The sequence below is a fragment of the Micromonospora sp. L31 genome, assembly GCF_052068075.1.
Classification (GTDB): Bacteria; Actinomycetota; Actinomycetes; order Mycobacteriales; family Micromonosporaceae; genus Micromonospora; species Micromonospora purpureochromogenes.
In genome coordinates this window covers 89,291-114,347 of the sequence record NZ_JBQHDC010000008.1, presented here as the reverse complement: position 1 = coordinate 114,347, position 25,057 = coordinate 89,291, and the positions used below count along the sequence as shown (strand labels likewise).

24 protein-coding genes and 1 pseudogene are annotated in these 25,057 nt (G+C 69.5%); 13 read left to right on the top strand and 12 right to left on the bottom strand.

Annotation, left to right across the window (positions count from 1 at the left end; translation table 11 throughout):
* Positions 1–203: 203 nt before the first annotated feature.
* A complete protein-coding gene (gene aceE, locus ACTMS9_RS21865) occupies positions 204–2,915 on the bottom strand; it encodes a pyruvate dehydrogenase (acetyl-transferring), homodimeric type (protein ID WP_441165854.1) in 2,712 nt (903 codons plus the stop codon).
* 358 nt (positions 2,916–3,273) lie between these two features.
* On the opposite strand from aceE, the gene ACTMS9_RS21860 reads away from it, so the two are divergent.
* On the top strand, positions 3,274–4,161 hold the full coding sequence (locus ACTMS9_RS21860; protein ID WP_441165853.1) for an RNA polymerase sigma-70 factor: 888 nt from the start codon (positions 3,274–3,276) through the stop codon (positions 4,159–4,161).
* Between the two features lie 221 nt (positions 4,162–4,382).
* Here ACTMS9_RS21860 and ACTMS9_RS21855 read toward each other — a convergent pair whose 3' ends face one another.
* Positions 4,383–4,784 (bottom strand): nuclear transport factor 2 family protein, encoded by a 402-nt coding sequence (locus tag ACTMS9_RS21855; protein ID WP_441165956.1) that lies wholly within the window; start codon positions 4,782–4,784, stop codon positions 4,383–4,385.
* Positions 4,785–4,892: 108 nt separating this feature from the next.
* On the opposite strand from ACTMS9_RS21855, the gene ACTMS9_RS21850 reads away from it, so the two are divergent.
* The gene (locus ACTMS9_RS21850) at positions 4,893–6,062 is read left to right on the top strand and encodes a YncE family protein (RefSeq protein ID WP_441165955.1); all 1,170 of its coding nucleotides are present in this window, start codon (positions 4,893–4,895) and stop codon (positions 6,060–6,062) included.
* A 3-nt stretch (positions 6,063–6,065) separates the two neighbouring features.
* Here ACTMS9_RS21850 and ACTMS9_RS21845 read toward each other — a convergent pair.
* Both ACTMS9_RS21845 and ACTMS9_RS21840 read right to left on the bottom strand, forming a co-directional pair.
* Positions 6,066–6,373 (bottom strand): annotated as a pseudogene (locus tag ACTMS9_RS21845) (Bcr/CflA family drug resistance efflux transporter); the annotation flags it as partial.
* 208 nt (positions 6,374–6,581) lie between these two features.
* A complete protein-coding gene (locus ACTMS9_RS21840) occupies positions 6,582–6,788 on the bottom strand; it encodes a hypothetical protein (RefSeq protein WP_441165852.1) in 207 nt (68 codons plus the stop codon).
* 363 nt (positions 6,789–7,151) lie between these two features.
* Between ACTMS9_RS21840 and ACTMS9_RS21835 the strand changes: the two genes are divergently transcribed.
* Positions 7,152–8,615 (top strand): PepSY-associated TM helix domain-containing protein, encoded by a 1,464-nt coding sequence (locus ACTMS9_RS21835; RefSeq protein ID WP_441165851.1) that lies wholly within the window; start codon positions 7,152–7,154, stop codon positions 8,613–8,615.
* A gap of 671 nt (positions 8,616–9,286) precedes the next feature.
* Positions 9,287–9,694, top strand: coding sequence for a DUF805 domain-containing protein (locus ACTMS9_RS21830; RefSeq protein WP_441165850.1), 408 nt, complete (start codon positions 9,287–9,289; stop codon positions 9,692–9,694).
* A gap of 370 nt (positions 9,695–10,064) precedes the next feature.
* Here the strand turns inward: ACTMS9_RS21830 and ACTMS9_RS21825 are convergent, their stop codons facing one another.
* Positions 10,065–10,316: a hypothetical protein gene (locus tag ACTMS9_RS21825; RefSeq protein ID WP_441148512.1), complete on the bottom strand. Its 252-nt coding sequence runs from the start codon at positions 10,314–10,316 to the stop codon at positions 10,065–10,067.
* Positions 10,313–10,582, bottom strand: coding sequence for a DivIVA domain-containing protein (locus ACTMS9_RS21820; protein ID WP_441165849.1), 270 nt, complete (start codon positions 10,580–10,582; stop codon positions 10,313–10,315). Before ACTMS9_RS21820 ends, ACTMS9_RS21825 begins: the two co-directional genes overlap by 4 nt.
* 264 nt (positions 10,583–10,846) lie before the next feature.
* On the opposite strand from ACTMS9_RS21820, the gene ACTMS9_RS21815 reads away from it, so the two are divergent.
* From ACTMS9_RS21815 to ACTMS9_RS21780, 8 genes are all read left to right on the top strand, one after another.
* Positions 10,847–11,737 carry a helix-turn-helix domain-containing protein gene (locus ACTMS9_RS21815; RefSeq protein ID WP_441165848.1) on the top strand — a complete coding sequence of 297 codons (891 nt, stop codon included), beginning with the start codon at positions 10,847–10,849 and terminating at the stop codon, positions 11,735–11,737.
* Positions 11,730–11,951: a DUF397 domain-containing protein gene (locus tag ACTMS9_RS21810; protein ID WP_441165847.1), complete on the top strand. Its 222-nt coding sequence runs from the start codon at positions 11,730–11,732 to the stop codon at positions 11,949–11,951. Before ACTMS9_RS21815 ends, ACTMS9_RS21810 begins: the two co-directional genes overlap by 8 nt.
* 62 nt (positions 11,952–12,013) lie before the next feature.
* Positions 12,014–12,244: a hypothetical protein gene (locus tag ACTMS9_RS21805; RefSeq protein WP_441165846.1), complete on the top strand. Its 231-nt coding sequence runs from the start codon at positions 12,014–12,016 to the stop codon at positions 12,242–12,244.
* A gap of 39 nt (positions 12,245–12,283) precedes the next feature.
* On the top strand, positions 12,284–12,475 hold the full coding sequence (locus ACTMS9_RS21800) for a hypothetical protein (protein WP_441165845.1): 192 nt from the start codon (positions 12,284–12,286) through the stop codon (positions 12,473–12,475).
* A 136-nt stretch (positions 12,476–12,611) separates the two neighbouring features.
* The gene (locus tag ACTMS9_RS21795) at positions 12,612–13,016 is read left to right on the top strand and encodes a YbaB/EbfC family nucleoid-associated protein (RefSeq protein ID WP_441165844.1); all 405 of its coding nucleotides are present in this window, start codon (positions 12,612–12,614) and stop codon (positions 13,014–13,016) included.
* Positions 13,009–13,323, top strand: a complete 315-nt coding sequence (locus tag ACTMS9_RS21790; protein WP_441165843.1) for a type VII secretion target — start codon at positions 13,009–13,011, stop codon at positions 13,321–13,323. Before ACTMS9_RS21795 ends, ACTMS9_RS21790 begins: the two co-directional genes overlap by 8 nt.
* Positions 13,320–14,465, top strand: a complete 1,146-nt coding sequence (locus ACTMS9_RS21785) for a WXG100 family type VII secretion target (protein WP_441165842.1) — start codon at positions 13,320–13,322, stop codon at positions 14,463–14,465. The genes ACTMS9_RS21790 and ACTMS9_RS21785 overlap by 4 nt, the downstream gene beginning before the upstream one ends.
* Complete coding sequence (locus tag ACTMS9_RS21780) at positions 14,465–14,749, top strand: hypothetical protein (protein WP_441165841.1); 285 nt, start codon at positions 14,465–14,467, stop codon at positions 14,747–14,749. Before ACTMS9_RS21785 ends, ACTMS9_RS21780 begins: the two co-directional genes overlap by 1 nt.
* 65 nt (positions 14,750–14,814) lie before the next feature.
* Here ACTMS9_RS21780 and ACTMS9_RS21775 read toward each other — a convergent pair whose 3' ends face one another.
* Positions 14,815–20,823 (bottom strand): DUF4011 domain-containing protein, encoded by a 6,009-nt coding sequence (locus ACTMS9_RS21775; RefSeq protein WP_441165840.1) that lies wholly within the window; start codon positions 20,821–20,823, stop codon positions 14,815–14,817.
* A 120-nt stretch (positions 20,824–20,943) separates the two neighbouring features.
* On the opposite strand from ACTMS9_RS21775, the gene ACTMS9_RS21770 reads away from it, so the two are divergent.
* Positions 20,944–21,441, top strand: a complete 498-nt coding sequence (locus ACTMS9_RS21770; protein ID WP_441165839.1) for a hypothetical protein — start codon at positions 20,944–20,946, stop codon at positions 21,439–21,441.
* A 79-nt stretch (positions 21,442–21,520) separates the two neighbouring features.
* On the opposite strand, the gene ACTMS9_RS21765 is transcribed toward ACTMS9_RS21770, so the two are convergent.
* From ACTMS9_RS21765 to ACTMS9_RS21745, 5 genes are all read right to left on the bottom strand, one after another.
* Positions 21,521–21,733 (bottom strand): hypothetical protein, encoded by a 213-nt coding sequence (locus tag ACTMS9_RS21765; protein ID WP_441165838.1) that lies wholly within the window; start codon positions 21,731–21,733, stop codon positions 21,521–21,523.
* 1,094 nt (positions 21,734–22,827) lie between these two features.
* Positions 22,828–23,046, bottom strand: a complete 219-nt coding sequence (locus ACTMS9_RS21760) for a hypothetical protein (protein WP_441165837.1) — start codon at positions 23,044–23,046, stop codon at positions 22,828–22,830.
* A gap of 58 nt (positions 23,047–23,104) precedes the next feature.
* Positions 23,105–23,920, bottom strand: a complete 816-nt coding sequence (locus ACTMS9_RS21755) for a hypothetical protein (protein WP_441165836.1) — start codon at positions 23,918–23,920, stop codon at positions 23,105–23,107.
* Between the two features lie 151 nt (positions 23,921–24,071).
* Positions 24,072–24,338: a hypothetical protein gene (locus tag ACTMS9_RS21750; protein ID WP_441165835.1), complete on the bottom strand. Its 267-nt coding sequence runs from the start codon at positions 24,336–24,338 to the stop codon at positions 24,072–24,074.
* Positions 24,339–24,368: 30 nt separating this feature from the next.
* Positions 24,369–25,043, bottom strand: coding sequence for a DUF6308 family protein (locus tag ACTMS9_RS21745; RefSeq protein WP_441165834.1), 675 nt, complete (start codon positions 25,041–25,043; stop codon positions 24,369–24,371).
* Positions 25,044–25,057 lie beyond the last annotated feature (14 nt).

The following is a 25,057-nucleotide window of genomic DNA, read 5'->3' as shown; positions in this document are numbered from 1 at the left end:
CGCCCAGGTGGGTTCCTGCTTCACCGCGATCAGCCGGAGCGTGCTCCGGTCTTACGTCCGCTCCACAGGCGTTTTCCGTCTCCGCATGCCCTGCGGCGACGTCTGGTGCGGCGGGCTCCAGCTTGGTTATCGCTGGAGCCCGCCCAGATTTTACCACGGTCAATGGCACGCTCGGGGCCTGGCGGCCCCTCCCGTGCGGGCCTTCACCCGCCCTGAAGGGCGGAGCACTGGCCCGCATCTTGGTAGCGCTTGCGGGCCTCCTGAACGGTCTCGGGCTTGACCTCGCCGCGCCGGGCCAGGGCTGCCAGCGCCGCGACCACGACCGACTGCGCGTCGACCCCGAAGTGGCGACGGACGGCCGCACGGGTGTCGGAGAGGCCGAAGCCGTCCGTGCCGATCGAGTGCCAGTCCTGCGGCACCCACTGGCTGATCTGGTCCGGAACCGCCCGCATCCAGTCGCTGACGGCGAGCACCGGACCGGGAGCGCCGTTCAGCACCCGGGTCACGTAAGGGATCCGGTCCTCACCCTCGAGCCGCGCCGCGTCACAGTCGAGAGCGTCGCGGCGCAGCTCGCTCCAGGAGGTGGCCGACCACACGTCGGCCGCCACACCCCAGTCGACGGCTAGGAGCCGCTGGGCCTCCAGGGCCCAGTGAATCGCGGTGCCGGAGGCGAGAAGCTGCAGGCGCGGGGCATCCGCCGCCAACTCCGTGGCATTGGCTTCCTGGTACCGGTAGAGGCCCTTGCGGATGCCCTCCTCGACGTCCGCGCCGGACGGCATGGGCGGCTGCACCTTCGCCTCGTTGTAGACCGTGAGGTAGTAGAAGACGTCCTCGGCGTCCGGGCCGTACATCCGGCGCAGCCCGTCGCGGACGATCACGGCGACCTCGTACGCGAAGGCCGGGTCGTAGGCGATCGCCGCCGGGTTGGTGGAGGCGATCAGGTGGGAGTGGCCGTCCGCGTGTTGCAGGCCCTCGCCGGTCATCGTCGTACGGCCGGCGGTGGCACCGATGAGGAAGCCACGGCCGAGCTGGTCGGCGAGCGCCCACATCTGGTCGGCCGTCCGCTGCCAGCCGAACATCGAGTAGAAGATGTAGAAGGGGATCATCGGCTCGCCGTGCGTGGCGTACGACGTTGCGGCGGCCGTGAAGTCGGCCATCGAACCGGCCTCGGTGATGCCCTCGTTGAGGATCTGGCCGCTCGTGGCCTCCTTGTAGTACAGGAGCGTGTCGCGGTCGACCGGGTCGTAGGTCTGGCCGTGCGGCGAGTAGATCCCGGCGGTGGGAAAGAGCGACTCCATGCCGAAGGTACGCGCCTCGTCCGGAACGATCGGCACCCAACGCCGGCCGGTCTCCGGGTCCCGCATCAGGTCCTTGACCAGGCGGACGAAGGCCATGGTCGTCGCGATCTCCTGACTACCGGACCCCTTGGCCAACGTGTCGAAGGGCTTGGCGGACGGCGCGGGCAGCACCACCGGGTGGACACGGCGAGCCGGGGCGGGCCCGCCCAGCGCGGCCCTGCGCTCGTGGAGGTAACGGACCTCCGGCGAATCGGCGCCGGGGTGAACGTACGGCACCACCTCACCGGTGAGCTTGCTGTCGGGGATGGGAAGTTCGAGGAGGTCGCGCAGCGCGCGGAACTCGTCGCCGGTCAGCTTCTTCATCTGGTGGTTGGCGTTGCGCGACTCGAAGGCGGGGCCGAGCGTGTAGCCCTTGACCGTCTGGGCGAGGATCACGGTGGGCGCGCCCCGGTGCTCGACGGCGGCCCGATAGGCGGCGTACACCTTGCGGGGTTCGTGGCCGGCCCGCGAGGCGTGGAAGCACTCGGCGATCTTCGCGTCGGTCAGCACCTTCGCCATCTCGACGAGCGCCGGGTCGGCGCCGAAGAAGTGCTCGCGGATGTAGCCGACATCCCGGGCCGCGTACGTCTGGAACTGCCCGTCGGGGACCTCGCGCAGCCGGCGGACGAGCGCGCCCGTGGTGTCGAGCGCGAACAGGTCGTCCCAGGCCGAGCCCCACAGCGACTTGACGACGTTCCAGCCCGCCGCGCGGAACCGCGCCTCCAACTCCTGGACGATCTTGAAGTTGGCGCGCACCGGCCCGTCGAGCCGCTGCAGGTTGCAGTTGACCACGAAGGTGAGATTGTCGAGGCCTTCGCGACCGGCAAGAGCGAGCGCGGCGGTCGACTCAGGCTCGTCCATCTCGCCGTCGCCGAGGAACGCCCACACCCGCGAGGCTGAGGTGTCCTTGATGCCACGGTGCTGCAGGTAGCGGTTGAACCGCGCCTGGTAGATCGCCGACAGCGGGCCCAGGCCCATCGACACGGTCGGGAACTCCCACAGCCACGGCAGCCGGCGCGGGTGCGGGTAGGAGGGAAGGCCATCGCCGCCCGCCTCCTGCCGGAACCGATCGAGCTGGCCCTCGGTGAGCCGACCGTCGAGGAAGGCGCGGGCGTAGATGCCGGGGGCGGCATGGCCCTGGAGGTAGAGCTGGTCGCCGGAGCCGTCGGCCTCCTTACCGCGGAAGAAGTGCTGGAAGCCGGTCTCGTAGAGCCAGGCGGCGGAGGCGTAGGTAGCGATGTGACCGCCCAGGCCATAGCGGCTGCCGCGGGTCACCATCGCGGCGGCGTTCCAGCGGTTCCACGCGGTGACGCGCCGTTCCATCTCCTCGTCACCGGGGAACTCCGGCTCGGCGGCGGTCGGGATGGTGTTGATGTATTCGGTCTCGAGCAGCTTCGGCAGCGCAAGGCCGACGCCCTCAGCGTGTTCGAGAGTGCGGCGCAGGAGGTACGAGGCGCGCTGCGGCCCCGCCGCGGCGGTGACGGCGTCGAGAGAGGCCGCCCACTCGGCGGTCTCCTCGGGGTCGCGGTCCGGGATCTGATCGAGTGTGCTTGGGGTGTTTCGCCCGATGTCAGTCATGGTGGCCGCCTTCCGACGGTTCCGGACCTCTCGTCCGCAGGGCGGGAGGTCGACACGGTGAGACAGGAAAGCTGCCTGCCGGGGATGCTCCGGCCGCAGCTACCAGCGAAGTGACTGGGAAGCGGCAAGGCCCCGAGCCGCCTCGCCGATCCACCAGCAAGGACCAGGTGAGGCAGGGATTCGTGACAACCGACCGCGACCGGCGCCCGGCGAGGCACCGCCGTCAGCTCTCCGGCCCGCGATTCGCATCACGGAACGGGTATGCCGGCACCGGACGTGGCACCCGGCAAGCTGAAATCAGGTGGACAGGACCTCGGCGAAGACGACAGGCGGCTACCAACGGGAGAAAAGAGACCTCATGTCCCAGCGCGAGGTCCCGATGGATGCCGTGCGGACCTTCGACGCGGTCCGGCCCCGGCTGTTCGGCATCGCCTACCGGATGCTGGGCAGCGTTCACGACGCCGAGGACATCGTCCAGGACACGTGGCTACGGTGGCAGCGCACAGACCGCAGCGCGGTACGGGACCCGACAGCATTCCTCGTCACCGCAACAACCAGGCTCGCCCTGAACGCGGCGACATCGGCACGCGCCCGGCGAGAGACCTACGTCGGCCCATGGCTGCCCGAGCCGATCCAGACGTCGGTCGACCCGGCAACCCGAGCCGAGCAGGGCGAAGCTCTCGAACTTGCGCTGCTCCTCCTCCTGCAACGACTGACTCCGCACGAACGCGCCGTGTACGTGCTACGCGAGGCCTTCGACTACCCCTTCCGGCAGATCGCCGAGGTCCTCGACATCACCGAGGCGAACGCGCGGCAGCTCGGCCGCCGGGCGCGCGCGCACCTCGCCGAAGAACGGCACGCGCCGGTCGCCCCCGCCGAGCACGGCCGGCTGCTCCACGCCTTCCTCGCCGCCGCACGCGCCGGTGATCTCGGGCAGCTGGAGAAACTGCTGGCGGACGACGTCGTCTCCTACGCCGACGGCGGCGGCATGGTCAGCGCGGCGCGGGTACCGGTAACCGGCCGGGCCGATGTCGCCCGCTACATCGCCGGCCTCATGGGAAAGTTCGGCGCGGTCGTCTCGCTGGACTTCGTCGAGTCCAACGGGCAGGAAGCCGTCCTCGTCCGCCGGGCAGGATCCGTCGTCGCACTGTGCGCGATCGATGCCTCTACCGAGGGGATCACCCGAGTGCTGATCACCCTCAACCCGACCAAACTCGCCCGATTCGATCCATGGGAAACCGGCTGATCGGGCGGTGACCCACGCGGGTTGATCGGGCGACCCGCCTGGGGCCAAGCCTGACGCGACAGCGGCACCAGCCAGTAGGCAGGCATCAACTTCCCGAGCCCACCCGACACGCTCCTCCTCACCCACCGGCCGCACCTGCCGGACTGCACGATGTCCCCGAGACCCTCCTTCGATGAACGAGGACGGTGGTTCCGCCGCCATGGCCTGCCGGCTGTGTCGGCCTACGTGGATGGAACCGCAAAATAGTCGCGCAGCATAGTGATCTTTCCCTTACGGAGGCGGAACACCTGCACCAGTGACATCGCCGCGCTGCCTCCTTCCGGTGCATCTAAAACCGTGTCGATCTCGGCGATGAACACGTCGGGATCCGTCGCGTCGTGCAGCACGTACCTGGACCGCTCGGTGTTCACCGTGCCCTGGTAGGCCGGATCCCTGTGGTAAGCGCCGATACCGGCCCGGATGGCCTCGCGGCCGTCCAGACGGCGTGGCAGTGGATGCCCTTCAGGTACCAGTGGCGCCTCGAAGACCCCATCCTCGGTGAACAGCTCAGCGACCGCGTCCGGGTTGCGGCTGATGGGGCCGGCGTACACGTACCGCTCGAAGATCTCTCTATGGGTCAACATCACTCTCTCCATTCTAGTGGGGCACATCGATGCATCACCAACATGAGCCACAGTCAATTCGCGCAAAAAGTGCCTGTTAGGGCGGTTTACCCGTAGCCTGCCGGGGTGATGATGTCGCAGCGGATCATTGCTCTCGCCGTGCTGTTCCTTTCCGCTTCCGCATGCACTGCCGCCGAAGGGGATCGGCAGCAGCAGCCGCCGACGTCGCCGCCGCCAGGCGAGTCGCCGTTCGGCCCGCTGGTCGCCGGAATGCCGACCTATCCACGACCGGGAGACGTGTACGCGGCGGCGGGCCCGAACATGCTGGCCGAGCAGGTCCGCAACGACCGGGCCCTCGTGTACGTGCCGAACACGAAGAGCAACGACGTGTCGGTGATCGACCCGAAGACGTACAAGGTGATCGACACCTTCCCGGGTGGACCCGAGCCGCAGCACGTCGTGCCGTCGTACGACCTGCGGACGCTGTACGTGGCCTCCAGCCAGATCCCGGACGGAGGCCTCGTCCCGATCGACCCCCGCATCGGCAAGCCCGGCAAGTTCCGGCTGCTGGAGGACGTCTACAACCTCTACTTCACGCCGGACGGCAAGCAGGCCATCGTGGTGGCCGAGGCGTACCAGCGGCTGGACTTCTACGACCTGGGCACGTGGCAGCGGGTGCGGTCGGTGCGGTTTCCCGAGTGCGAGGGCATCAACCACATGGACTACTCCGCCGACGGCAAGATCATGCTGTTCAGCTGCGAGTTCGCCAACCGAATGCTCGTGCTGGACGCCCTCAGCCTCGACAAGCTGCGCGAGTTCACCCTGACCGAGACGCCCGACGGGATGCCCCAGGACACCCGACTCACCCCGGACGGACAACACTTCCTGGTCGCCGACATGCACGCCCACGGGGTGTACGTCTTCGACGCTCACGCCACCCGCCAGACCGGCTTCATCCCCACCGGCAGGGGCGCGCACGGCATCTACTTCAGCCGCGACAGCAAGCTCGCCTACATCACCAACCGCGACGCCGGCAGCATCGCCGTGCTCGACCTGGCCACCCTGAAGCCGACCACCACCTGGCGGATCCCGGGCGGAGGGAGCCCGGACATGGGCGCCCTCTCCGCGGACGGCACCACCCTGTGGCTGTCCGGCCGCTACCACGACGAGGTGTACGTCATCCGTACCCGCGACGGGAAACTCCTCGCTCGCATCCCCGTCGGCGCCGGTCCACACGGATTGACCATCTGGCCCCAGCCCGGCCGCTACTCCCTGGGCCACACCGCCAACATCCGCTAGATCTCACCAAAGTTCGCGCGCGGCCAGGGTGAGGACGACGGCGAGGGAGGCGACCGCCGAGCCGGTGATCACCACCGCCATCAGGACGGCGCTGCCCTCCCCACCCAGTCCGACCAGCGGCGCTGCGAGGGCCCCGACGACGGACTGGATGGCGGCGAGCAGCGCGGCGGCCGTCCCGGCGTGGGCGGAGTGCCGGTCCAAAGCGAGCGCTCGCCGTTCGGCATGACCATGCCGAGCGACCCGAGGAAGAGGAACAGCGCCGCGACCAGCGGCAGGCTGCTGAGCAGTGCCCCGCGAGCTACTCCAGTCGATAAACGGGTCGAGCGTCGCCGCCATGGGCGGCACACGACGGAGACTTCGGGCCCACCAGACCGACGAGACCATCACCGCACTGCATGAGGTGGCCGGTGCCGCTCCAGAAGTTCTTTCCGCTTCGCGTACCACCCGGCCGGCTCGCCTGCGCATCCTGCGGTGGGAATGTATTCGATGCGCGGCACCCCGGCGGCGATGGTGCGTGGCTCAGCGCAGTAGCAGCCCGACGTACCGCTCGGCGACCACCTCGGCGTGCAGCCTGTATGCGTAGACGCTGCCGGAACTCATGCGCTGGTCGCTGGTCCAGATCAGGTCGCAGCAGATCGCCTTCAGCGACGTCGGCAGCGGCTCGTAGACACTGTCCACCGTTTCATCGCCGGATGGGCTGGGCTGCGCGTTGCCGAACAGATCCATCGCCACCCCGGCGCTCGGTTCACCTGCATGGTCACTCCTGCCCTGTGGCACCGGGCTTCGCCGAAGATGGCTTCCGTAGCCGCTTGTGCGTGTGTGGCTTGGGTTGTGGCAGGCATCCCGATCCGGTTCCAGTGGGTCGTCTATCACCTGGTCGGGGCAAGACGTCCGAGCTGGGCAGTCGTCGGTTGCTTTCGCCCAACCGTGATCACATCTGACGTCCATTGACATCGGTCACTGCTCCAGCCATCCTGACGGAGCCAGGTTACCGAACGGTCACTAGCCATATATGTCCCATATGGAACGCCCGGCGGTACGGCCCGGCAAAGGAAGCCATGACCTTTCCCGGTTTGACAGGAGCCCAAGATGTCCATCACCAGCCCACCAAGCACCCAGCCGGAGGAAGACCAGCCCGGCCCACAGCCGGTACCGCAGGAGATATCAGCGGGGAGAGCAAGCCTGTACCGCGGGTTCGGGCCGCTGCTGCGTCGCCTGCACTTCTACGCCGGCATCCTCGTCGCCCCGTTCCTGATCCTGGTGGCGCTCACCGGGCTGGCGTATGCGTTCACCCCGCAGATCGATCAGGTCGCCTACCACGACCAACTCCACGTCAACACCGTCGGCACCACCCGGCTGCCGCTATCGCAGCAGGTCGCCGCCGCACAGCAGGTCGTACCCGCAGGTACCCTGGCCGCGATCCACCCCGCCGCCGCACCCGACGCCACCACAAAGGTCGAGTTCAGCCTTCCCGAGCTGGGCGACAAGCAGCGCACCGTCTACCTCGACCCCTACACCGGCCAGGTCCGCGGGCTGCTGACGACCTGGTCCGGCGCCACCCCGATCACCACCTGGCTGGACCAGATGCACGCCAACCTCAACCTTGGCGACACCGGCCGGCTCTACTCCGAGCTAGCCGCCTCCTGGCTGTGGGTACTCGTCCTCGGCGGACTGATCCTGTGGTGGCGCCAGCAGCGCGGCACACGCACCGCCCGCCGACTCCTCCTGCCAGGAACCACCGCGGGCAAAGGGGTCCGCCGCACCCGCAGCCTCCACGCCACCGCCGGCATATGGCTCGCGCTCATGCTGCTGTTCCTGTCGGCCACCGGACTGACCTGGTCCCAGCACGCCGGAGCCAAATTCGACCTGCTAAGCGCCACCCTCAACTCCGACAACATTCCGCTCACGACCGGCCTCGGCGCCACCGGCCCATCGGCCGGTGACAGCAAGCATCACGGCAGCGGCGGCACCACCAGGACCCAGGCAGACCTCGACGCCATCGCCGCTTCCGTCGAAACATCCCGGCTGAGCGGCCCGGTCACCATCACCCCCGCCGACGAACCCGGCCACGCCTGGACCGTCGCACAGACCGACAACACCTGGCCCGTACACCGCGACAAGATCGCCGTCCACCCGCACACCGGCCAGATCATCGACACCGTCCGCTGGGCCGACCAGCCACCGCTGGCCAAACTCACCAGCTTCGGCATCCACGCGCACATGGGCGTCCTGTTCGGATTCGCCAACCAGATCGCCCTCGCCCTCGTCGCCGCCGGACTGATCGTCACCATCGGGTGGGGCTACCGGATGTGGTGGCAGCGCCGCCCCACCCGCCACAGGCACCGCTACCGGCTCGGCACGCCCCCGCCACGAGGCACCTGGCGACACCTGCCCATCCCGGCCCTCGTCATCACCGCGCTCGCCGCCCTCGCTGTGGGCTGGGCGGTCCCCATACTGGGCTGGACCCTACTCGGCTTCCTCATCCTCGACGCCGCCTTAGCACTGGCACGTCACGCACAATCACACCCGGCCACGGCGCAAGATCCGAAGTGACCTGCGGGCGTGTCCGCCCCCGTGACCCGCGCAGCGCCGACGTGGCTCCGCCCACGAGCGTGTTGCCGCTGGTCCGCCCGACCGGCAGTCGTCACCGGGCCCCGGACGACGGACGCCCGCTAATGTGGCTGGCGGTGCAGTTCGACCGATCGCCGCCAGTGCGTACACACCGACGTGGTCCTCGGCCCAGGAGGTTCGGCTGGGTGCAGAGTGGGCGTCAGGGCGAGGAAGCCGCCGTTGTGTCGACGGGACAGGTCGACGTACGTGGCGGGCAGCTGGCGCACAAGCTGGGCCTCCACAATCCGCAGAGCCTCGTCGGTGAGGGGGTCCTCCAACGGGCCGGATGCGTCGAAGACAGTTGCGGGATCGAGCACGGCCGACGGTAGTCGGTTGGCCCAGTTCAAGTCGCCTCAGCAAGATCGTCGGGCACAAGTGACGCCGATAAGGGCTGTCAACCGCCGTAAGGCAGCAGAAGAGCTCGCCCGAGGTCAGCTGCCGTTCCGCCCGATTTGAGTTGATCAGGAGCTAGCCCGAGGGGTTGAGGGTTCAAGTCTCAGGCTCCAACCGGGCGGGGGGGCAGCCGAACGGCCGTTGACCGCCCGCCGGGCGTCTGCTTGGCTGCGTCGCAGTTGACCTTGCAGGTCTCAATCTCTCACTGCGCTGGAGAATGTATGTCCCCCATTGATGCCATCAAATCCGTCCTCTCCCAGTATGCCGGCTTTGGCGGTCGAGCTCGCCGGTCCGAGTACTGGTGGTTTGTCCTCTTCACCCTGATCCTCGGTATCGTCACCGGAATTCTGGACGGCGCGCTGGGGACCGACATCGGGTCGGAGCCGAGCTCTACCGGCGTCATCGGTCTCATCGTCAGCTTGGCCCTGCTGGTGCCGACCCTGGCCGTTGCCGTGCGGCGACTTCACGACACGGATCGCTCGGGCTGGTGGCTGTTGATCGGACTCGTGCCTCTCGTGGGGGCCATCGTCCTGCTCGTGTTCTTCGTGAAGGACGGCACTCGGGGAAGTAACCGGTACGGTGCCGACCCGAAGGAGGCGCCGCACGCCGCCGCCCCCAGCATGGCCTGACAGGGCCCATTGAGTGGCTGCTTGCTAGAGCTAAGCCAGCCCAGGAAGCCAATGCCGGCGGTTGACAGCGCACGACTGTCACCGCCGGCGCCACTCAACGGTCTTTGGCAGCGCGAGCAACTGTGGCCACGCCAGGAGCAGAGGCGAGAGAGCAGCAAGCCCTTTGCGTGCCGATCACAGTCTCGACGGCGAGCGGCTGGCGGCCGGTGTCCTCAGGAGTGTCGGGTTTGAGCGTCCACGCCGGACCGAGCACCGCGGTCACCAGCGCTTCGCCACGTTCTTCGGCTGGTCGATGAGGTTCACCGCGCTACGGAAGCAGACCGACACGACGCGGCCAGCGAAGTGACGGATAGCCGACACGCTCGCGTTGTCAGCGGCGCAAGCGACGGGTGCAAGGGCCGTCGTGGTCGGCGCGGAGCAGGCAGCGCCGGCCGCCGGGCATCAGCAGGTCGCAGAAGACCCGATGGCGTACGTTCTGGTGGTCCTCGGCGGAGACGGTGGTCTCCCCCGGGTCGGTCTGCGGCAGTACCAGCAGCCACCGGCCGATCACCCGGGCCAGGCGCTGCGCGGCGGGCAGGTCGGCGGCGGCCACCGGCAGGTGGATGACGTACCGCTGGGTCATGCCTCGGATCCCCGATCGGGGTGATCGCTCTGCTGGCGACGCAGCGCGTCTGCGGCACAGGCGGCTTCCCGCCTGCTCGCGGCCAGGGCCGCGTAGACGGCGGCCATGTCCACGGCGACCCGGTCGAGGAAGGCGTACACGTGGTCGGGCTCAAGGCCGCGGCGTCCGAGCCCGACCAGCTTGAAGCGGCGCTCGCGCACCTGCCACGGCAGCAGCGGGGTGTACGGCAAAACGCCGTAGCTCGACCGTTGATTGCGGACGCTCATCTGCTGCCTGCCTCTCGTGTCGGATGGAAGGGGTGGGGCTACTCGTCCTCCCCGCACGCGCGGACCCACCCCGCCCTGCCGCCGCAGCTTGCGATCAGCGGTACGGCACCAGGGCCTTGCAGTCATCGTGTGACAGTGCGCAGTGGAGGCGCAACGTTCCACAGCAGAATTCTTGGCTCAAGCATTGACTTCTTTTACTGCAACCGATATGAGTTACGTGGTCGCGTTACGGAGTGTTGCGGGATGGAATCAGGGAGTGCTCGGGTGACAGAGGACGTCGGATCGACCGTGCCGCGTCGGCAGCTCGGTCGGCTGCTGCGCCAGTTTCGTACCGAGGCCGGGGTGACGCTGGACGCCGCCGCCGAAGCGCTTGAGTACAGCCGGCAGAAGATCTGGCGGATCGAGAGCGGCCTGGGGCCGGTGCGGGTGCTCGACGTCAAGGCGATGTGCGAGCTGTACCACGTGTCGCCGGAGATGACCGAGGCGATGCGGGGGCTGGCGGCCGAGACGAAGTCGAAGGGGTGGTGGCACGCGTACGGGGACGCGGTGCCGAGCTGGTTCGAGCTGTACGTCGGCCTGGAATCCGCCGCCGCGCATCTCCGCCAGTACGAGGAGACGTTGATCCCCGGACTGCTTCAGACCCGCCAGTACTCGCTCGGACTCGCCCGACTCGATCGGCCCTCGGTAAGCGAGGACGAGCGCGAGCGGGCGGTCGAGGTAAGGCTGCAACGCCAAGGGTTGCTCACCCGACGGCTTCCCCAGCCACCGCAGCTCGACGCGATTTTGTCGGAGGCGGTACTCCGCCGCAGCGTCGGTGGCCGAGGCGTGATGATGGGGCAGCTCAGTCGACTATTGGAGGCTGCCGAGCTGCCCAATGTCACCGTGCGGGTGCTGCCCTTCGCCGTCGGTCCACACTCCGGCGCGGTCGCCGGCTCCTTCGTGATCCTCGACTTCCCGGCGACCAAGGGCGGCCGAGCCGCACCTGAGCCATCGGTTGCCTACAGCGAATCTCTGACCGGAGCGTTGTACCTCGACAAGCCCGACGAGTTGGCCGCGTACCGGGGCGCCTGGAAGAGCCTGGATGCGCTCGCCCTTGATGAGGCACAATCGACCGACATGATCAAGACGATCATCGGGGAGCTGCGGCATGACTGACCTGACCGGCGCCGTCTGGCGCAAGAGCACCCGCAGCGGCGGCAACGGCGGCAACTGCGTCGAGGTCGCCGACAACCTCCCCGGCATCGTGGCCGTACGCGACTCGAAGGACCGGGCCGGAGCCGTGCTCACCTTCACGCCTTCAGCCTGGTCGACGTTCGTCGCCGCGGCCGGCGCCCGCCCCACCGACGGGCCGACGACGGTCACCGCCTGACGGTTCTCGCGGGTTCACCGCCCTGCTGGCGAGGACCCACTCGGACGTCGGAGGCTGGTGGCATGGGAATGATGGTGGCTGCGCGACGAATCGAAGGCGCGACCAACGAGGTCCGATACGAGTTCGGGTTCGAGGACAGGTTCGATCGGATTCTCGTGATCGATCCCGGCACTCTCGCGGCACGTGTCGAGGACGGCGACTTCAACTCGGCGGCCAGCGCCATCACCACGAAGATCGTCAACTCCTGGCGGTCCAGTGGTGAGTTCCCGGCGAGGATGCTGTTCGCCGGCTAGGTCGCACCGGGAAAGTCCGGCGCAGAGCTGCGGCAGCCGATGCTCTCGGCAGGAACGACGATCGTCTACTCGACCGACGCTGAGACGCGCGCCTGGCTCGCGGGGCTGGTGGCGGTGCGACAGCCGGTCGAGGTCGCGTACGGGCGCATGAGAACCCACAGCGGCGGCAACGGCGTCAAGATCGCCCTGAACTGCCCCGGCATCGTCGCCGTACTCGAAGGACCCGGCTGAAGGTTCTCGCGGGTCGCCGCCGAGCGGGGTGCCTTCCCCTGCTGGCCTCAGCGGGTCAGCACCGAGAGCCACCGATTGGTAACGTGACGGCGGTTCGCGCCGGACCTCCGCCGGCAAGACTCTCCGGGAGGATCGCATGTGGACGGATGACGCCGCGCTGGACGCGGCGGAACGCCGGCTCGACCAGTGGGAGTCCGACCTGGCCGAGCGGGCGGAGCGGGCGGAGCGGGCGAAGAGCCTGTCGGCGCAGGTCCAGGCGCTGACTGGCACCGCCACCAGCACCGACCGAGCCGTCACCGTCACCGTCGACGCCACCGGCGCGCTCTCCGATCTCCGGCTCGACGAACGCATTCGGCAGCACCCCGCCGCACAAACCGCCCGGCTGATCCTGGAAACCACTGACGGGGCGCGGGCCGACCTGCTCCGGCAGGTCACGGACGCAACCGCCGGCGCCCTCGGCCAGGATGACCCGACCGGGCGAGCCATCGTCGAGTCGTACCGCAGTCGCCTGCGGCCCGACCCGGGCGAGGCCCATGCCTGACGGCATCCTTGTCGACCCCGACGACCTGACCCGGCACGCGGCGCGCCTCGACCGCAGCGCCGACAGCCTCGACACCGCTAAGCAGGCCGGCCAGCACATCCAGCTCAGCGACGGCGCGTACGGGCAGTTGTGCGTCATCGTGCCGGTGCTGCTCGACGGCCTCCAGCGGACCCTCGTCGCCGGCATCGGCATCGCCGCCTGGTCGGTACGGGACACCGCCGGCCGGTTGCGCACCAGCGCAGACAACTACCGGCGCACCGACGAAATCGTCGAGCGCCAGCTCCGCCAAGCCGGGGACCGGGGGTGACGGCCAATCCCCTCGTGGCCACCGCGGCCGACACCGCGCCCACGCCGTGGGCGGGAGTCTGGATCTGCGAGGACATCGAGCTCATCGCCCAGGGCATCCGCACCGGCAGTTGGATCGACGGCAGTCTCGGCGTGGTCAGTGCCGGCCTCGACGCGCTCGCCTTCGTCTCCGACCCGGTCGGCGCACTCCTGCAGTACGGCATCGCCTGGCTCATCGAACACGTCAAACCCCTCAGCGAAGCCCTCGACTGGCTCGCCGGCGACCCGGCACAGATCACCGCCCACGCTCAGACCTGGCGAAACGTTGCCGGGTCACTTCGCGATGAAGCCGCCGAGCTTGCCCGCGCCATCGCCAACGATGTCGGAGGCTGGGGTGGCAGCGCCGGCCCCGCCTACCGGGCCTGGGCCGCCGAGCAGCAGCAGGCCATCACCGGCCTCGCCCAGGGCGCAGACACTCTGGCCGCGATCACCGAGGGGGCGGCCGGTCTGGTGGCCGCCGTCAGGCTGCTGGTCCGCGACGCCATCGCCACCTGCGTCTCCCGCCTCCTCGTGTACGCGGGCGAACTCGTGGTCACCGGCGGGTTCGCCGCGCCGCTGGTGGTGGAGCAGGTCACCACGCTGGTGGCCTCCTGGGGTGCGCGGATCGCGAAGCTCCTGCGCGGTCTGCTGGCCAGCCTGCGCCGCCTCGTCCCGGAAGTCCGCCGACTCGGCGACCTGATCGAGAAGCTCAAGCAGGCACTTGGGCGGCTACGGCGCACAGGAGTGGACCCGGACAGCCTCAGTAGGGTTCGTGGCAGAGGGACTGGTCCTCGAATGCCGATGAACCTGGAGTCGGTGGGAAGCATCGCCGCCAAGTACGGGATCGATATCTCCGACATCCAGGTCACCATCAACAACCGCGTCTCGGGGGTTTGCGGACTGACTAAACCCGACGAGTCGGTCATGCTCTGCCGAGAAGCCTTCCGCAGCGAAGAGGACCTGGCCCGTACGCTCGAGCATGAGCGATTCCATGTCGCCGAACTGCGCGAGGGACGTCCCTACCCGGCGACCCGTCACGATATCGACGCCTTCGAAGATCGGGCCTATGCGCATGAGGAACAGTGGTGGACCAACCACTCGGTCAGGCCGGAGGGAGCGCGCTGATGGCAACGTTCGATGAATGGCTGACGGCCTACGACGTCGTGTACCGTGCGCTGCCGGCGGCGTCCGATCTTGCCTGCCCGAACTGCGGCCACCGCACGCTTCGGATCGTCTTCACGGCACGACCCGCCGCCGGACACGGCTACGCCTCGTTCTGGTGCGACACCTGCCTCGAGGGGATCTACGTGTCGCGAGCCCTCGTTCCAGCCGGAGTCACCGCCCGCTCGACGGACGAACCGGCCGAGGAACGCAACCGCGGAATACCCGACTACCGCCTTGTGACGTAACGCCGGAGCCCAGTTCGATCGGGACGGGGTGCAAACAAGAGGGCAATTGGGCCTGGTGACGCTCGTCAGCCGAGGGTCAGGCGTCCCTCCTGGTCGAAGCGAAGGCGACCGCTGGTCACGGCGACGTGCAGCCCGTACCGGAGCAGCTTGTCGATCTTATCGGTGCGCCGACGGTAGCCGAGCCGCTCCAGGCCGGCGCGCAGCAGCCGCTCCTCGTCCATGCTCGGTACGTCCTGCAGCACGTGTACGAGGGCGTTGGCCACCTCCTCGGGCGGCACCTCCTCGAACGCCCGATCGTTGCTCGCCTGGGTGACCCGGTACGCGCGGTACGTCTGCGGGTCAGCCCCATCGGGCCAGGCGTATCGGCTCACGGTCGGGTGCGCGTACAACCGGCGGGAGTCGACCAGCGCGAGCACGGCGGTGCGGCGGTCCTCCCTGGTCCGGAGGAAGCCGAACCGGGCGAGGGCCAGGCGGGCGAGCCGGTGCTGCTCGACGGGGCCCTCCGCCTCGATGATCTCGCGGAGCGCGGTCTGCATCAGATTGCGCACCCGCTGGTCGGTGGCGAGCAGGTCGAGGTCGGCCTGGTCGCCGAGCGAGGTCGGCAGGTAAGGAACGAACGGACTGACCGCGACGGTGCCCGTCTCTGTCGCTGGCGTGGCCGTCACCTCCGGCGGCGCGGACACAGCGACGAGCCCGGTGACAAGTGCTGGCGACGCGCCGATGAGGGACCCATCGTCCGCGGCGAGGCGCGATGGTGACAGCTCGGTGGCCAGCATCGGGCGCGGCGGCGACAGCTCGTCGTCTGTCGCCGAGCGCGGCTGCGGAAGGTCGGCGTCCCCGTGCGGCGCTGCGGCCTGAGCCTGCCCGGGCTCCGGTTCGACGGTTACGGGGGCTTCAGCTCGGGTTACCGCTTCGTCGACCCGGTCGAGCAGCGCCGACCGGTCGTAGATCCATGCCGGCAGCCAGAACCGCACGACCTCCGGCCAGCCCATGATCGACCGGAGGAGCGTTGGCGCCGAGTCCCGGTCGGCCACCGTCGGGCGAGCACTCCAGTCCGGGCCGTCCAGCATGACGGCTACCTGCCACCGAGGCGCGCCCGGCTTGCGTACGGCGATGTCCACGGTGAAGTCGGAGAGGCCGTGCGAGGTGTGGACCTCGTGGCCGCGGCCGCGCAGCGCCGTGGCTACCTCCTCGCGGATCCGGCTGCGCCGCTCGGCGCGGTCGGTGGCCAGGTCACCCAGGCGGTCCGCGCCGGCGGCGGCCATCTCGCAGTACGCTCGCAGGTGCTGCGTGCCCAGCGCGGAGGTGCGGGACAGGTCGATGTCCGACGGGTCGAAGGAGGAGTACAGGACGACCTGGCGGCGGGCCCGGGTGATGGCCACGTTGAGCCGCCGCTCGCCGCCGGCCTGGCTGAGCGGGCCGAAGTTCAGCGGAAGCTGGCCGGTCTCCGGGTTGGTGGAGAAGGCCAGGGAAAACAGGACGACGTCCCGCTCGTCGCCCTGCACGTTCTCCAGGTTCTTGACGAAGATCGGCTCCGGGACCGCCCCGGAGAGGTGCTCGCGGATGATCGGATCGGTGCTCTCCTCCAGCAGGTTGAGGATGAGGTCCCGCTGCTGGATGTTGAAGGTGACCACGCCGATGGACTGGGTGGCGTTCGCCGGGTCGTGCAGCCGCCGGGTGATGTCCGCGAGGATCGCCCGCGCCTCGACCTCGTTGGTCCGGGAGCCGCCCCGGTCGTACTGGCCGTCGACGCGCCGCCAGCTGACGCCGGCGGAGCTGGTGGCACCGGGCGACGGGAGGCTGGAGAGCTTGTTGTCGTAGTAGTAGCGGTTGGAGAAGGCGATGAGTGACTCGTCGTGGCTGCGGTAGTGCCAGGAGAGCCATCGTTGCGGCAGTCCCGATTCGACGGCCTCGCTGAGGATGCTCTCCAGGTCCTCCGGCACCGGGCCGTTGCCCTCGTCGACCTCGTCGGCCGTGTGGCTGGCCTGCATGATGCTGCTCGGCGGCATCTGCCGGGAGTCGCCGACCACCACGACGGCGCTGCCCCGACCCATCGCGCCGATCGCTTCGGCCACGCGGATCTGCGACGCCTCGTCGAAGATCACCAGGTCGAAGCGCTGACTCCCCGGTGCCAGGAAGTTCGCCGCCGACGCGGGGCTGACCAGCACGCACGGGGTCAGCGCCAGCACGGCGTCCGGATACAGCTCGAACAGTTCCCGAAAGGACCTGCCGCCCCGCTTGCGACGAAGCTCAGCGGCGAAGTCGGCGAAGCGGCCGCGCCGGTCGGTCGGGCTGAAGGGGCGACGGCGGACCAGCACCGACGGCAGCTGCGTCGGCAGCGCGGACCGCAGCTCGCCCGCGGCCGCCTCGAACTGGCTGATCTCGTCGTCGTGCAGCTCCGGGTCGAAGTACTGCAGGCCGCCGGCGCGTACCCGCTCGGCGAGCGACGCCGCCGCGACTCCCCGCCGGTATACCTCCTCGGCGAGCTGCGCGGGCACCTCGGCGCGGAGCAGTTGGTCCCGGTATTCGGTGAGGCCGGCCGAGGCGAGCACGTCGGCGTGGGTCAGGACGGTCGCCCACCGGCGGAGCGGAAACAGCTCCTCGGCCTGCAGCTCGTGCAGCCACGCCACGCCGTCCCGCTGCCAGGCGTCGACCCAGTGTGCACCGGCGGCCCACAGCGTCAGCTCCGGCCCGGACGAGCGCAGCACCCCGCGCCAGGCCCGCCACCGCGAGGCGACCCGGTCGAGAAGGGCCGCACCGACGTCGGTGAACCCGCCGTGGAACAGCTCCCAGGCGCGCGGGTGCCGGGCCAGGAGCGTCCGGCCGGCCCGGGTCGCCTCGATCGCTTCCGCCAGCCGCTCCTGCGCGTTGGGATCGGTGGGCTGCCACGCCGGCAGCCGCAGCCCACCCAGCGCCACCAACTGCTGGTGGAGCGCGGCCGCCTGCGCCTGGGCGGCGACCAGCCGACCGGTGGCCACCTCGACCCGCTCGACGTCGAGAGTCGCACCGGCGACCAGGTGCACCGCCAGCCGGTCCGCGATGGCCTGCCGACGCTTGCGCTTACCGAGCAGCTTCTTCGCCGCTTCCTGGGCCTCGCCGTGCCAGGCGGTCAGCTCTGGGCGGGCGAACACGTCCGGCCGGAAGGTGGCGAGCTCACCGGCGAAGCCCTGCCGGAAGGCCGCCAGGTCCGCCTGGAGCCGGGCGACCCCCTCGTCCCACCGTCGGTCGCTGGCGCGCAGCGTGGTCTCCCGGTCCGGCAGCAGTCCGCGTACGGCGAGCCAGGCACCGGCCTGCAGCTCGCCGACGGTCTCGGGGGCGGGCAGCGTCCGCAGCAGCCCGACCAGGTGCGGGTGGGCGGCGAGGTCGGCGCGAAGGCGTTCGAGCTCAGCGGCGATCTCGGTGACGGCGGCGCCGTGCAGCCCGTCGAGGGATCGGCACCCACTCAGCGCCCAGGGGTGCGCGGCACGGACCCGCGCCGAGCGTGCGGCCGCTGGGAACTCCCGCAGTTTTGTCTCGACCCCCGCGCGTGCCTCTGCGGGCGCGTGCAGGTAGCTGACCGGAATCGGGGCGACCGGGCCGTCCCCGTACGCCAGGACCTGCTCGTAGGCCGACCAGAGCGACATCCCGACGGGGTTGGCGGTGTGGACCTGCGCCGGGTACTCCGTCAGCGGGGCGAGCCGCGTCCGATAGGCCGTCTCGACGGCCGTCCACGTGCCGTCGCCACCCTGGTCGTACTGGTCGAGGGCGTCGCGCAGCTGTTGGCGGATCGCGTTCAGGGACTGCTTGCGCCCGTGCAGGTCGAGGGCGAACGGCCCGAGGCCGATCTGCTTGAGACGGCGCTTCACGACCTCCAGTGCGGCCTGCTTCTCGGCGACGAACAGCACCGATCGGCCGGCGGTGACCGCTCGGGCGATCATGTTGGTGATGGTCTGGGACTTGCCGGTGCCGGGTGGCCCCTCCAGGACGAAGGAGCGGCCGCGCTCGGCCCGCACGATGGCCTGCATCTGGGACCCGTCAGCGGGGATCGGCAGGTGCAGGTGCGCCTCGTCGACGGCGACGTCGGCGTCGTGGTCGGGGCGGGCCGGGTCGTCGAACGTCGCGCCGGAAGACTCGACCAGGTGTCGGACGACCGGATTCTCCATGAACCGGGGCCAGTGGTCGGTGAGATCCCGCCACATCTGGAAGGTGGAGAACTGCAGCAGCCGGAGGCTGGCGGTCTCGTCGATGCGGTAGTTGAGCCGGTTGTCGACCAGGCCGGTGTTGATCGCGGCCAGGGTCTTGGCGACGTCGATGCCGTGCTCGTCGAGCACCGGCTGTTCCAGCTCCGGAATCCGGACGCTGTGCTTGACGCGCAGCCACTCGATCAGGCAGTAGTTCGGGCTGGCGACCTCGGTGCCGTCGATGACCATCGCGTACGGGCGGCGGCCGGTGCCACCCTCGATGCGCACCGGCAGGAGGAACAGCGGCGCGTACGCCTCTCCCCCGGTCGTCTTGGTGTGCACCAGTGTGCCGATGGTCAGGTAGAGGTAGTTGCTGCCGGTCTCCTGCTCCATCGTGCGCGCCTCGCGCTGCAGCGCCCGCATCGCGGTCTTGTAGCGGGCCTCGGTGACCGCGCCGTAGACCCGGCGGTCGGTGCGCAGCTCCCGGGTCAGGATCTCGGCGTCGAGGTCCTGGGCCCGGCGTGCCCCGGCCAGCTCGTGGACGTGGCTGATGTCGTCCTGCGGGATGACCTGCACCTGACGGCCGTCGTGGATGAGGTCGTCGAGCAGGGCCAGCGCACCCACCGGCACGTGCAGGTCAAGGCCGCGGCCGCGCTTGGGCAGGTTGAGCAGCGGGTTGCGCAGGCTCAGGTCGAGCAGCGACTTTTTCCACTGCTGGACACGCGCCGGCGACCCGTCGGACTGCTGCGGCACCTCGTCACCCTCGTCGACGAGCTGGCGCAGCTTCGCTGCGGCAACGCCGGGCGGAAGGTCGAGCGACGCGACGACGTCGGGCGTCGCCTCGGCGTCGACCGGGGCGGGCGCGACCAGTTCGTCTGCCGACGGCAACGGCCGGATGCCGGAGCGGTGGGCCAGGTGCACGTCGACGACGCCCTGCAAACGCTCGCCGTCGCCGCGGAAGTGGCCGAGCCCGACCCGTACCGCCTCGGTGAAGGTCGCCGACTGCGCGCCCGGCCCGATGCGGGTCAGCTCGACCGGCACCGCACGGCCGGAGTCCACCATGGAGATCAGCAGGTTCGTCTCGGTCACCGCGGCCGAGCCGAGCCGCTCCTCCTCCAGCAGGAAGCCGCCGAAGGCGTGGCCCTCGCTGATGAAGACGAGAGGGTGCAGCCCCGCGGCCTCCAGACACGCGGCGTACGTGACGGACAGGTCGAGGCAGTTCCCGAGCCGCGCGTCCAGCACCGCGGCTGTCGTCCGCACCTTCTGCCCGCTGTTCTCGAACGACGCCGGCAGGGTCTGATAGGTGATCTCGAGTTGGCGCAGCGCCTCGTAAACGGCGCCGGCGATCAGCGCCGCTCGCTCGGAACCCTCCTGGTAGCCCTGCAGGGAGCCGGAGCCGGTCCGCGCGAGCAGGAGCTGTGCCGCCGACCGCAGCACCGCCTCGACCGCGCGGGTGTTCGGCTGCACGAAGGCCGCCAGGCTGTCGTAGAGGGCTGGGCTGTTGAACCACTCGTTGTGCGCCAGCACTCTTGACGGGGCGACCAGCGTCAACGCCTCGTCACCTGCCTCGACCGTCAGGCGGTAGTCTACCGGGAACGCCTCGTCGGTGTGGTAGGGCAGCGCACGGTCGGGCGTGACATCCCGGAAGTCGTCCCAGCCCGTGCTCGCGCCCGGCCGCAGCGGCGCGGTGAGGGTACGCGTCCATGGCTCGGTGAGCGCGCCGTCGGGACCCAGCAGCTCCAGCGTCAGCGTCACGTCCGCCAGCGGTTCCGTGCCCCGGTTGACGAGCGTGAGGTGGCGGACCAGCGGTACCCGGTTGTGCACCAGGGCGGCGTTGATCGCCGGCTGTACGAGCAACGCGACGGCGAGTTGGTCGTCGTCGGCGGTGAACTGCGCGAAGACGCTGTCGGACATGGGCGTTTCTCCAGGTGGCGCGGCCAGGAAAGGCCAGCCTAGCGGTCACCCGACCGGTCGATCCGCCCCCGGGCCGTATGCCGATCTTGGTTGTCGTACCCCTGGGGCAGGATATGCGCCATGACGACGCACCACCCGAACACCCGGCGCCTGGTCTACGGCCACGCCACCAACTACGACTGCCTCGCCTTCGTCGACGCCGACACCGCCGCAGGGGAGGCCGCGGAGATCAGGGCCCTCGCCGCCGCGCGTACGTGGGGCGAGGCCCGGCAGGTGCAGATGACCCACCTGTGGAACCCCGCCGGCCCCGACTGCTACGAGCCGGAGGACGACTACGCCGACGACAAGCCCTTCGACATTACCGAGGTGGGTGCGGTCGTGGACATGAGCTGGCCCGAGATGGTCACGGCGCGGGCGTTAAGCGTGCTGCCGCAGGATTTGCAGGACCGGTACGGCGAAATCGTGCTCCCGGTTCACGACGGTGAGTACCTCGAGGTTCCGCTCGACGGCGAGGCTGAACTGGTCGCGGAGCTGCGCGAGCTTGGCTACGAGGTGACCCGCGACGACGAACTCATCAACCTGCTCGACGGCCTCGGCCTCGGCTCGGTGACCGCCTGAGGAACAACGGAGAGGCCGGCATCGCTTCCGAGGACCGGCTCCGCTATCCATGCGCGGCCGGCGTCTCCCTGGCTCAGGCTCACCGGCGGCGCTTGTTCAGGCTCGGAACGGTCCGCACGCTGCCATCCGGGTTGCTCCGTCCCGGCTTTTTTGGGGCCTCTGTGAACCGCCGTCCGGCGAGGTCGGAGGCGCTCAGGTTGACGACGACCGGGTCGGGCCGCTGCCAGCTCCGCAGGTGAGCCAGCGCCTGCTGGCTGTCGGCGACGCCGGTCAACGCACGGATGGCCGGCATCGCCCTGGACGGGTCAGCGAGCAGGAGATGGGCGGAATCGGAGGGGCTCAGCCTGCGCGGCGAGGCGTTGCCACTGGAACGAGGGAGGCGTGGATCTTCCCGTTCTGGAGCCACAGCCATACCGGCCTCTTGCCGTCGCCGCCCGCATGACGGGGGTTGCCGACGGGGCACTTCGTGTGGTGGGGCGCGCTTGGTCGAAAGGTGGGCTTGCAGGGCGGCCGGCGGCTCCACCCGTCGCCGCGACTGTGGCGGAACGCCGACAGTCGGGCGGGGCGCGGCGGCCCCTCGCGTCGGTGCCTTCACCGGGTTGCGGCGGCTCGGCCGGTGCCGCTCGCCGTTCCCGCACGAACGATTCGGCGAGCTCCCACTGCTCCGGCGTGAACCTGACCGGGATGACCTCGGTCAGGTGCGGTGCCGACGGGTCCCGGAGGGTGAGTTGTGCGCGCCGCTTCGCGTGGTCGGCTGCGGTGGTTGAGCCGATCTCGAGGACCGTGGCGAGCGGAATGTGCCTGACGTCCGCCTTCAGCCATGGCAGCAACCGCCGACGCCGGACGACAAGATGCTCCTGCTCGAACCAGGCGTCCCAACGCCGAGCCAACCCGGCCACCTCCCGTGCTGCGCACGTTCGCGGCCTGATGATCACCACTGCACTCGGCGCAACGGCCAGTCAACACGACGGATCGTCTGATGTGTCACCGCGCAGGCGGCGCGAGGACCGTGCGTATCCCCCAGGCTCGCCCCGGAGCAGCGCCCGGGCCGAGTCCGGGTGGGCCATCAGTGGCAGGCACCTCGTCAAGAGGCCAGGTCACCCCTGCCATTGTCGGCTTCCGGCTCGTCGTACGGCGGCTCCTCGTAGTCGAGGAGCTCAGGGCCGTAGTCAGGTCCCCAGTCGGAAAACCTGCTTGGTTCCCGCCGGGGTGGCGCGGGCTGCTCCGTCGCCGGTGTGTCGTCCGTGCTCGGTTGCTCAGTGGTCACCAGCGCACGCTATCGGCAACCGACCAGCCGGGGCTGGCCAGGCTCTCTCGCCAGCCGGGCCCGCACGCCGCTGGCTCGGCTGTGGGGGGCCAGCGGCGCGACGGCCTGGCCTTGAGGAGTCAGGTGATGGCGAGGGCAGCGGTGAGCACCGGAAGGTCGTAGGGAGTGACCAGCCGCAGCGGCTTGTCCGTCCTCCGGCCGCTCTCGGTGATGATGAGGGCGGTGCTCAGATGGCCGGCCTGCCTCTCCCGGCTGAGCCGGTCGATTGCCTCGACAACGGTGATCGCCCGCGGCGTCGCTGCCTGCAGAACTTCGTCGCGGCACGTCCACGTCGCCATGAGCAGACTCTATGAGCACACAGCTTTTCGTAGTGAGTGCCCTTCCCGCAGTCGGTGTCTACCTGGCGAAGCGGTCGGTGACGTCCCGGCCCTCAGGCAAGACGTCGGCGAGCCGGATCTGGAGGCCAACCCGAACCACCTCGGTGCCCGCCCCGAACGAGGCCGGCATTCGCCACGTTCGCCATTTTCGCAGCGGCACCGCCGCCTCTCGCTTCTGCCGCTTGAGGATTGCCTCCGCGGCGATGACGTCGGCGTGGCGGCCCTCAACGACCTCGACCAACTCAGCCCCCGCCAGCAGGTGCTCCCGCACCCGCCGCGCGCCGCCGACCCCGAACTTGAGCAACCCACGATGACGCACCAGATAGAGCAGGTAGGCCGTGTCTTGCAACGCGGCGAACGACCGGTCATCGGCCTCGGGCGGACACTGGGTACAGGATCCGCTGCGAGGTGGCTGCCACGAGCCGCAGCGGACGTGCACGCCCCAGGTGCCGTGGGACGGCGTTCCTTGGCGTTCGCCGTACCACGGGAGTCCGTGGACGTCGCCGGCCAGGTCGGTCCAGCCGTCACGGCGATGCCGGTCGAGCTCCTCGCCGAGAGCGACCGCGGCCTGGAACTCGGCGGCGGCGCGAACGGGGATGGCGTCCGTGGCAGTCACGCCGGCGAACCGGCGAACCTGGTCCGCGAGGGCGGGCGCGTGCGGAAGCCGGGACAGCAGTCGCTCTCCGGCCGCAAGGGCGAGGCCGGACGATCGCTCGTCTAGGCAGACGTGACATCGAGTCCGCCAGCCCATGTGGCAAACCCGGTGGATGCCGCAGTTTCGGCACCGGTGGATGTCGGCGCCGCTGTCCACCTGCAGGAGCTCGAGCGGCTCCATCTGGTCCGCGACCAGCTCGGCACACGAATTACAGTGGACGGACCGCGATATCCGGGCCGCGATAGCGGGAGTTCGCCCGGCCGTGGACGACTTCGCCGCAGTTAACACAGGCGCGTTCAGGAGACTGATTGGTGCTTCCCACTCCACTTCGTCATTCGCCCGAACCGGCACCATCTTGGATGCCGGTCCGGTCGGCACCGGCCGCGATTGCCTGCGGTGTGCCGCGTCGACCACCTGCCTCCCACGACACCTGGCTGTATTCGTCCCAGCGCTTGTCGAGCCGGGCTGGCACAGCCTGTCTGTCCGGCGTAACGGTGAAGTCGCAGCCAATCGCATTCATCTGCATCCAGATCGCGTTCACGATGTCCGCGTACTGCTCGTCGCTGACGCCGCCGAGGCGAACCGTGATCTCCCGCATCTCATAGCTCCCCACTGTGATCGTCCGATTTCAGGGCAGTCGCAGTCCGAGGCACCCGTTACCGCCGTGAGCGTCTCGGTGCCGCATCCAGAACACAACGTCAAGGACCCGCAGTCGGCTGACCGCCGCTGGCAGGTCAGCCTCCACGTGGCAGGCGTCAAGACGCTGCGCCAGGACGCCGCCCTCCTCACGGAGCTTGCCGTGCAGCCACTCCCAGAAGCCGGTCCCGGTACCGAAGGCACAGGACACCACCTCGTCGTACACCGGCACGAGCTTTGGGCGTTTGCGGGCGAGCAGCTTGCCGGCGATGACCCAGCCGATGCCGTCCTCATTGCGCAGCAGTCGCCACGCGCTATCCGCGTGACCGCCCTCCACGATCAGCGGTAACGCTTCGTCGGTGCCCAACTCGACGTCGACGGGAATCCTCGCCAGCTCCGCTCCAAAATCCTTGCCGAGCTGCCCCTGCAGCAGGTCGAGCGCCCGACGCGGGCGCACCTGCACGCTGAGCAGTTCCGCCGCGATCAGATCCTCGGCGGTGACGGTGTTTGCCACCGCCAGACGATCACCGCCGCCGCCGAGTCGCTCGAACTGGCCACCGGTGAATGCTGCATCGCCAACCGCCAGGAAATAGCGCTGAAGGTCGGGGACTGACTGAGGATCAGTCAGCACGGTCAGGATCTCGGCGAGTGTCAGGGGCTGCCTCATGCTTCTCCTTCGGA

Coding starts and splice junctions, on each gene's coding strand:
- ACTMS9_RS21765 (WP_441165838.1), bottom strand. CDS start 21,733: ATGCCGGCCATCCGTGCGTTGACCGGCGTCGCCGACAGCCAGCAGGCG.
- ACTMS9_RS21850 (WP_441165955.1), top strand. CDS start 4,893: ATGATGTCGCAGCGGATCATTGCTCTCGCCGTGCTGTTCCTTTCCGCT.
- ACTMS9_RS21745 (WP_441165834.1), bottom strand. CDS start 25,043: ATGAGGCAGCCCCTGACACTCGCCGAGATCCTGACCGTGCTGACTGAT.
- ACTMS9_RS21775 (WP_441165840.1), bottom strand. CDS start 20,823: ATGTCCGACAGCGTCTTCGCGCAGTTCACCGCCGACGACGACCAACTC.
- ACTMS9_RS21860 (WP_441165853.1), top strand. CDS start 3,274: ATGTCCCAGCGCGAGGTCCCGATGGATGCCGTGCGGACCTTCGACGCG.
- ACTMS9_RS21830 (WP_441165850.1), top strand. CDS start 9,287: ATGTCCCCCATTGATGCCATCAAATCCGTCCTCTCCCAGTATGCCGGC.
- ACTMS9_RS21805 (WP_441165846.1), top strand. CDS start 12,014: ATGGGAATGATGGTGGCTGCGCGACGAATCGAAGGCGCGACCAACGAG.
- ACTMS9_RS21825 (WP_441148512.1), bottom strand. CDS start 10,316: ATGACCCAGCGGTACGTCATCCACCTGCCGGTGGCCGCCGCCGACCTG.
- ACTMS9_RS21780 (WP_441165841.1), top strand. CDS start 14,465: ATGGCAACGTTCGATGAATGGCTGACGGCCTACGACGTCGTGTACCGT.
- ACTMS9_RS21835 (WP_441165851.1), top strand. CDS start 7,152: ATGTCCATCACCAGCCCACCAAGCACCCAGCCGGAGGAAGACCAGCCC.
- ACTMS9_RS21855 (WP_441165956.1), bottom strand. CDS start 4,784: ATGTTGACCCATAGAGAGATCTTCGAGCGGTACGTGTACGCCGGCCCC.
- ACTMS9_RS21840 (WP_441165852.1), bottom strand. CDS start 6,788: ATGGATCTGTTCGGCAACGCGCAGCCCAGCCCATCCGGCGATGAAACG.
- ACTMS9_RS21810 (WP_441165847.1), top strand. CDS start 11,730: ATGACTGACCTGACCGGCGCCGTCTGGCGCAAGAGCACCCGCAGCGGC.
- ACTMS9_RS21820 (WP_441165849.1), bottom strand. CDS start 10,582: ATGAGCGTCCGCAATCAACGGTCGAGCTACGGCGTTTTGCCGTACACC.
- ACTMS9_RS21760 (WP_441165837.1), bottom strand. CDS start 23,046: ATGGCGACGTGGACGTGCCGCGACGAAGTTCTGCAGGCAGCGACGCCG.
- ACTMS9_RS21755 (WP_441165836.1), bottom strand. CDS start 23,920: ATGGAGCCGCTCGAGCTCCTGCAGGTGGACAGCGGCGCCGACATCCAC.
- ACTMS9_RS21750 (WP_441165835.1), bottom strand. CDS start 24,338: ATGCGGGAGATCACGGTTCGCCTCGGCGGCGTCAGCGACGAGCAGTAC.
- ACTMS9_RS21795 (WP_441165844.1), top strand. CDS start 12,612: ATGTGGACGGATGACGCCGCGCTGGACGCGGCGGAACGCCGGCTCGAC.
- ACTMS9_RS21770 (WP_441165839.1), top strand. CDS start 20,944: ATGACGACGCACCACCCGAACACCCGGCGCCTGGTCTACGGCCACGCC.
- ACTMS9_RS21800 (WP_441165845.1), top strand. CDS start 12,284: ATGCTCTCGGCAGGAACGACGATCGTCTACTCGACCGACGCTGAGACG.
- aceE (WP_441165854.1), bottom strand. CDS start 2,915: ATGACTGACATCGGGCGAAACACCCCAAGCACACTCGATCAGATCCCG.
- ACTMS9_RS21790 (WP_441165843.1), top strand. CDS start 13,009: ATGCCTGACGGCATCCTTGTCGACCCCGACGACCTGACCCGGCACGCG.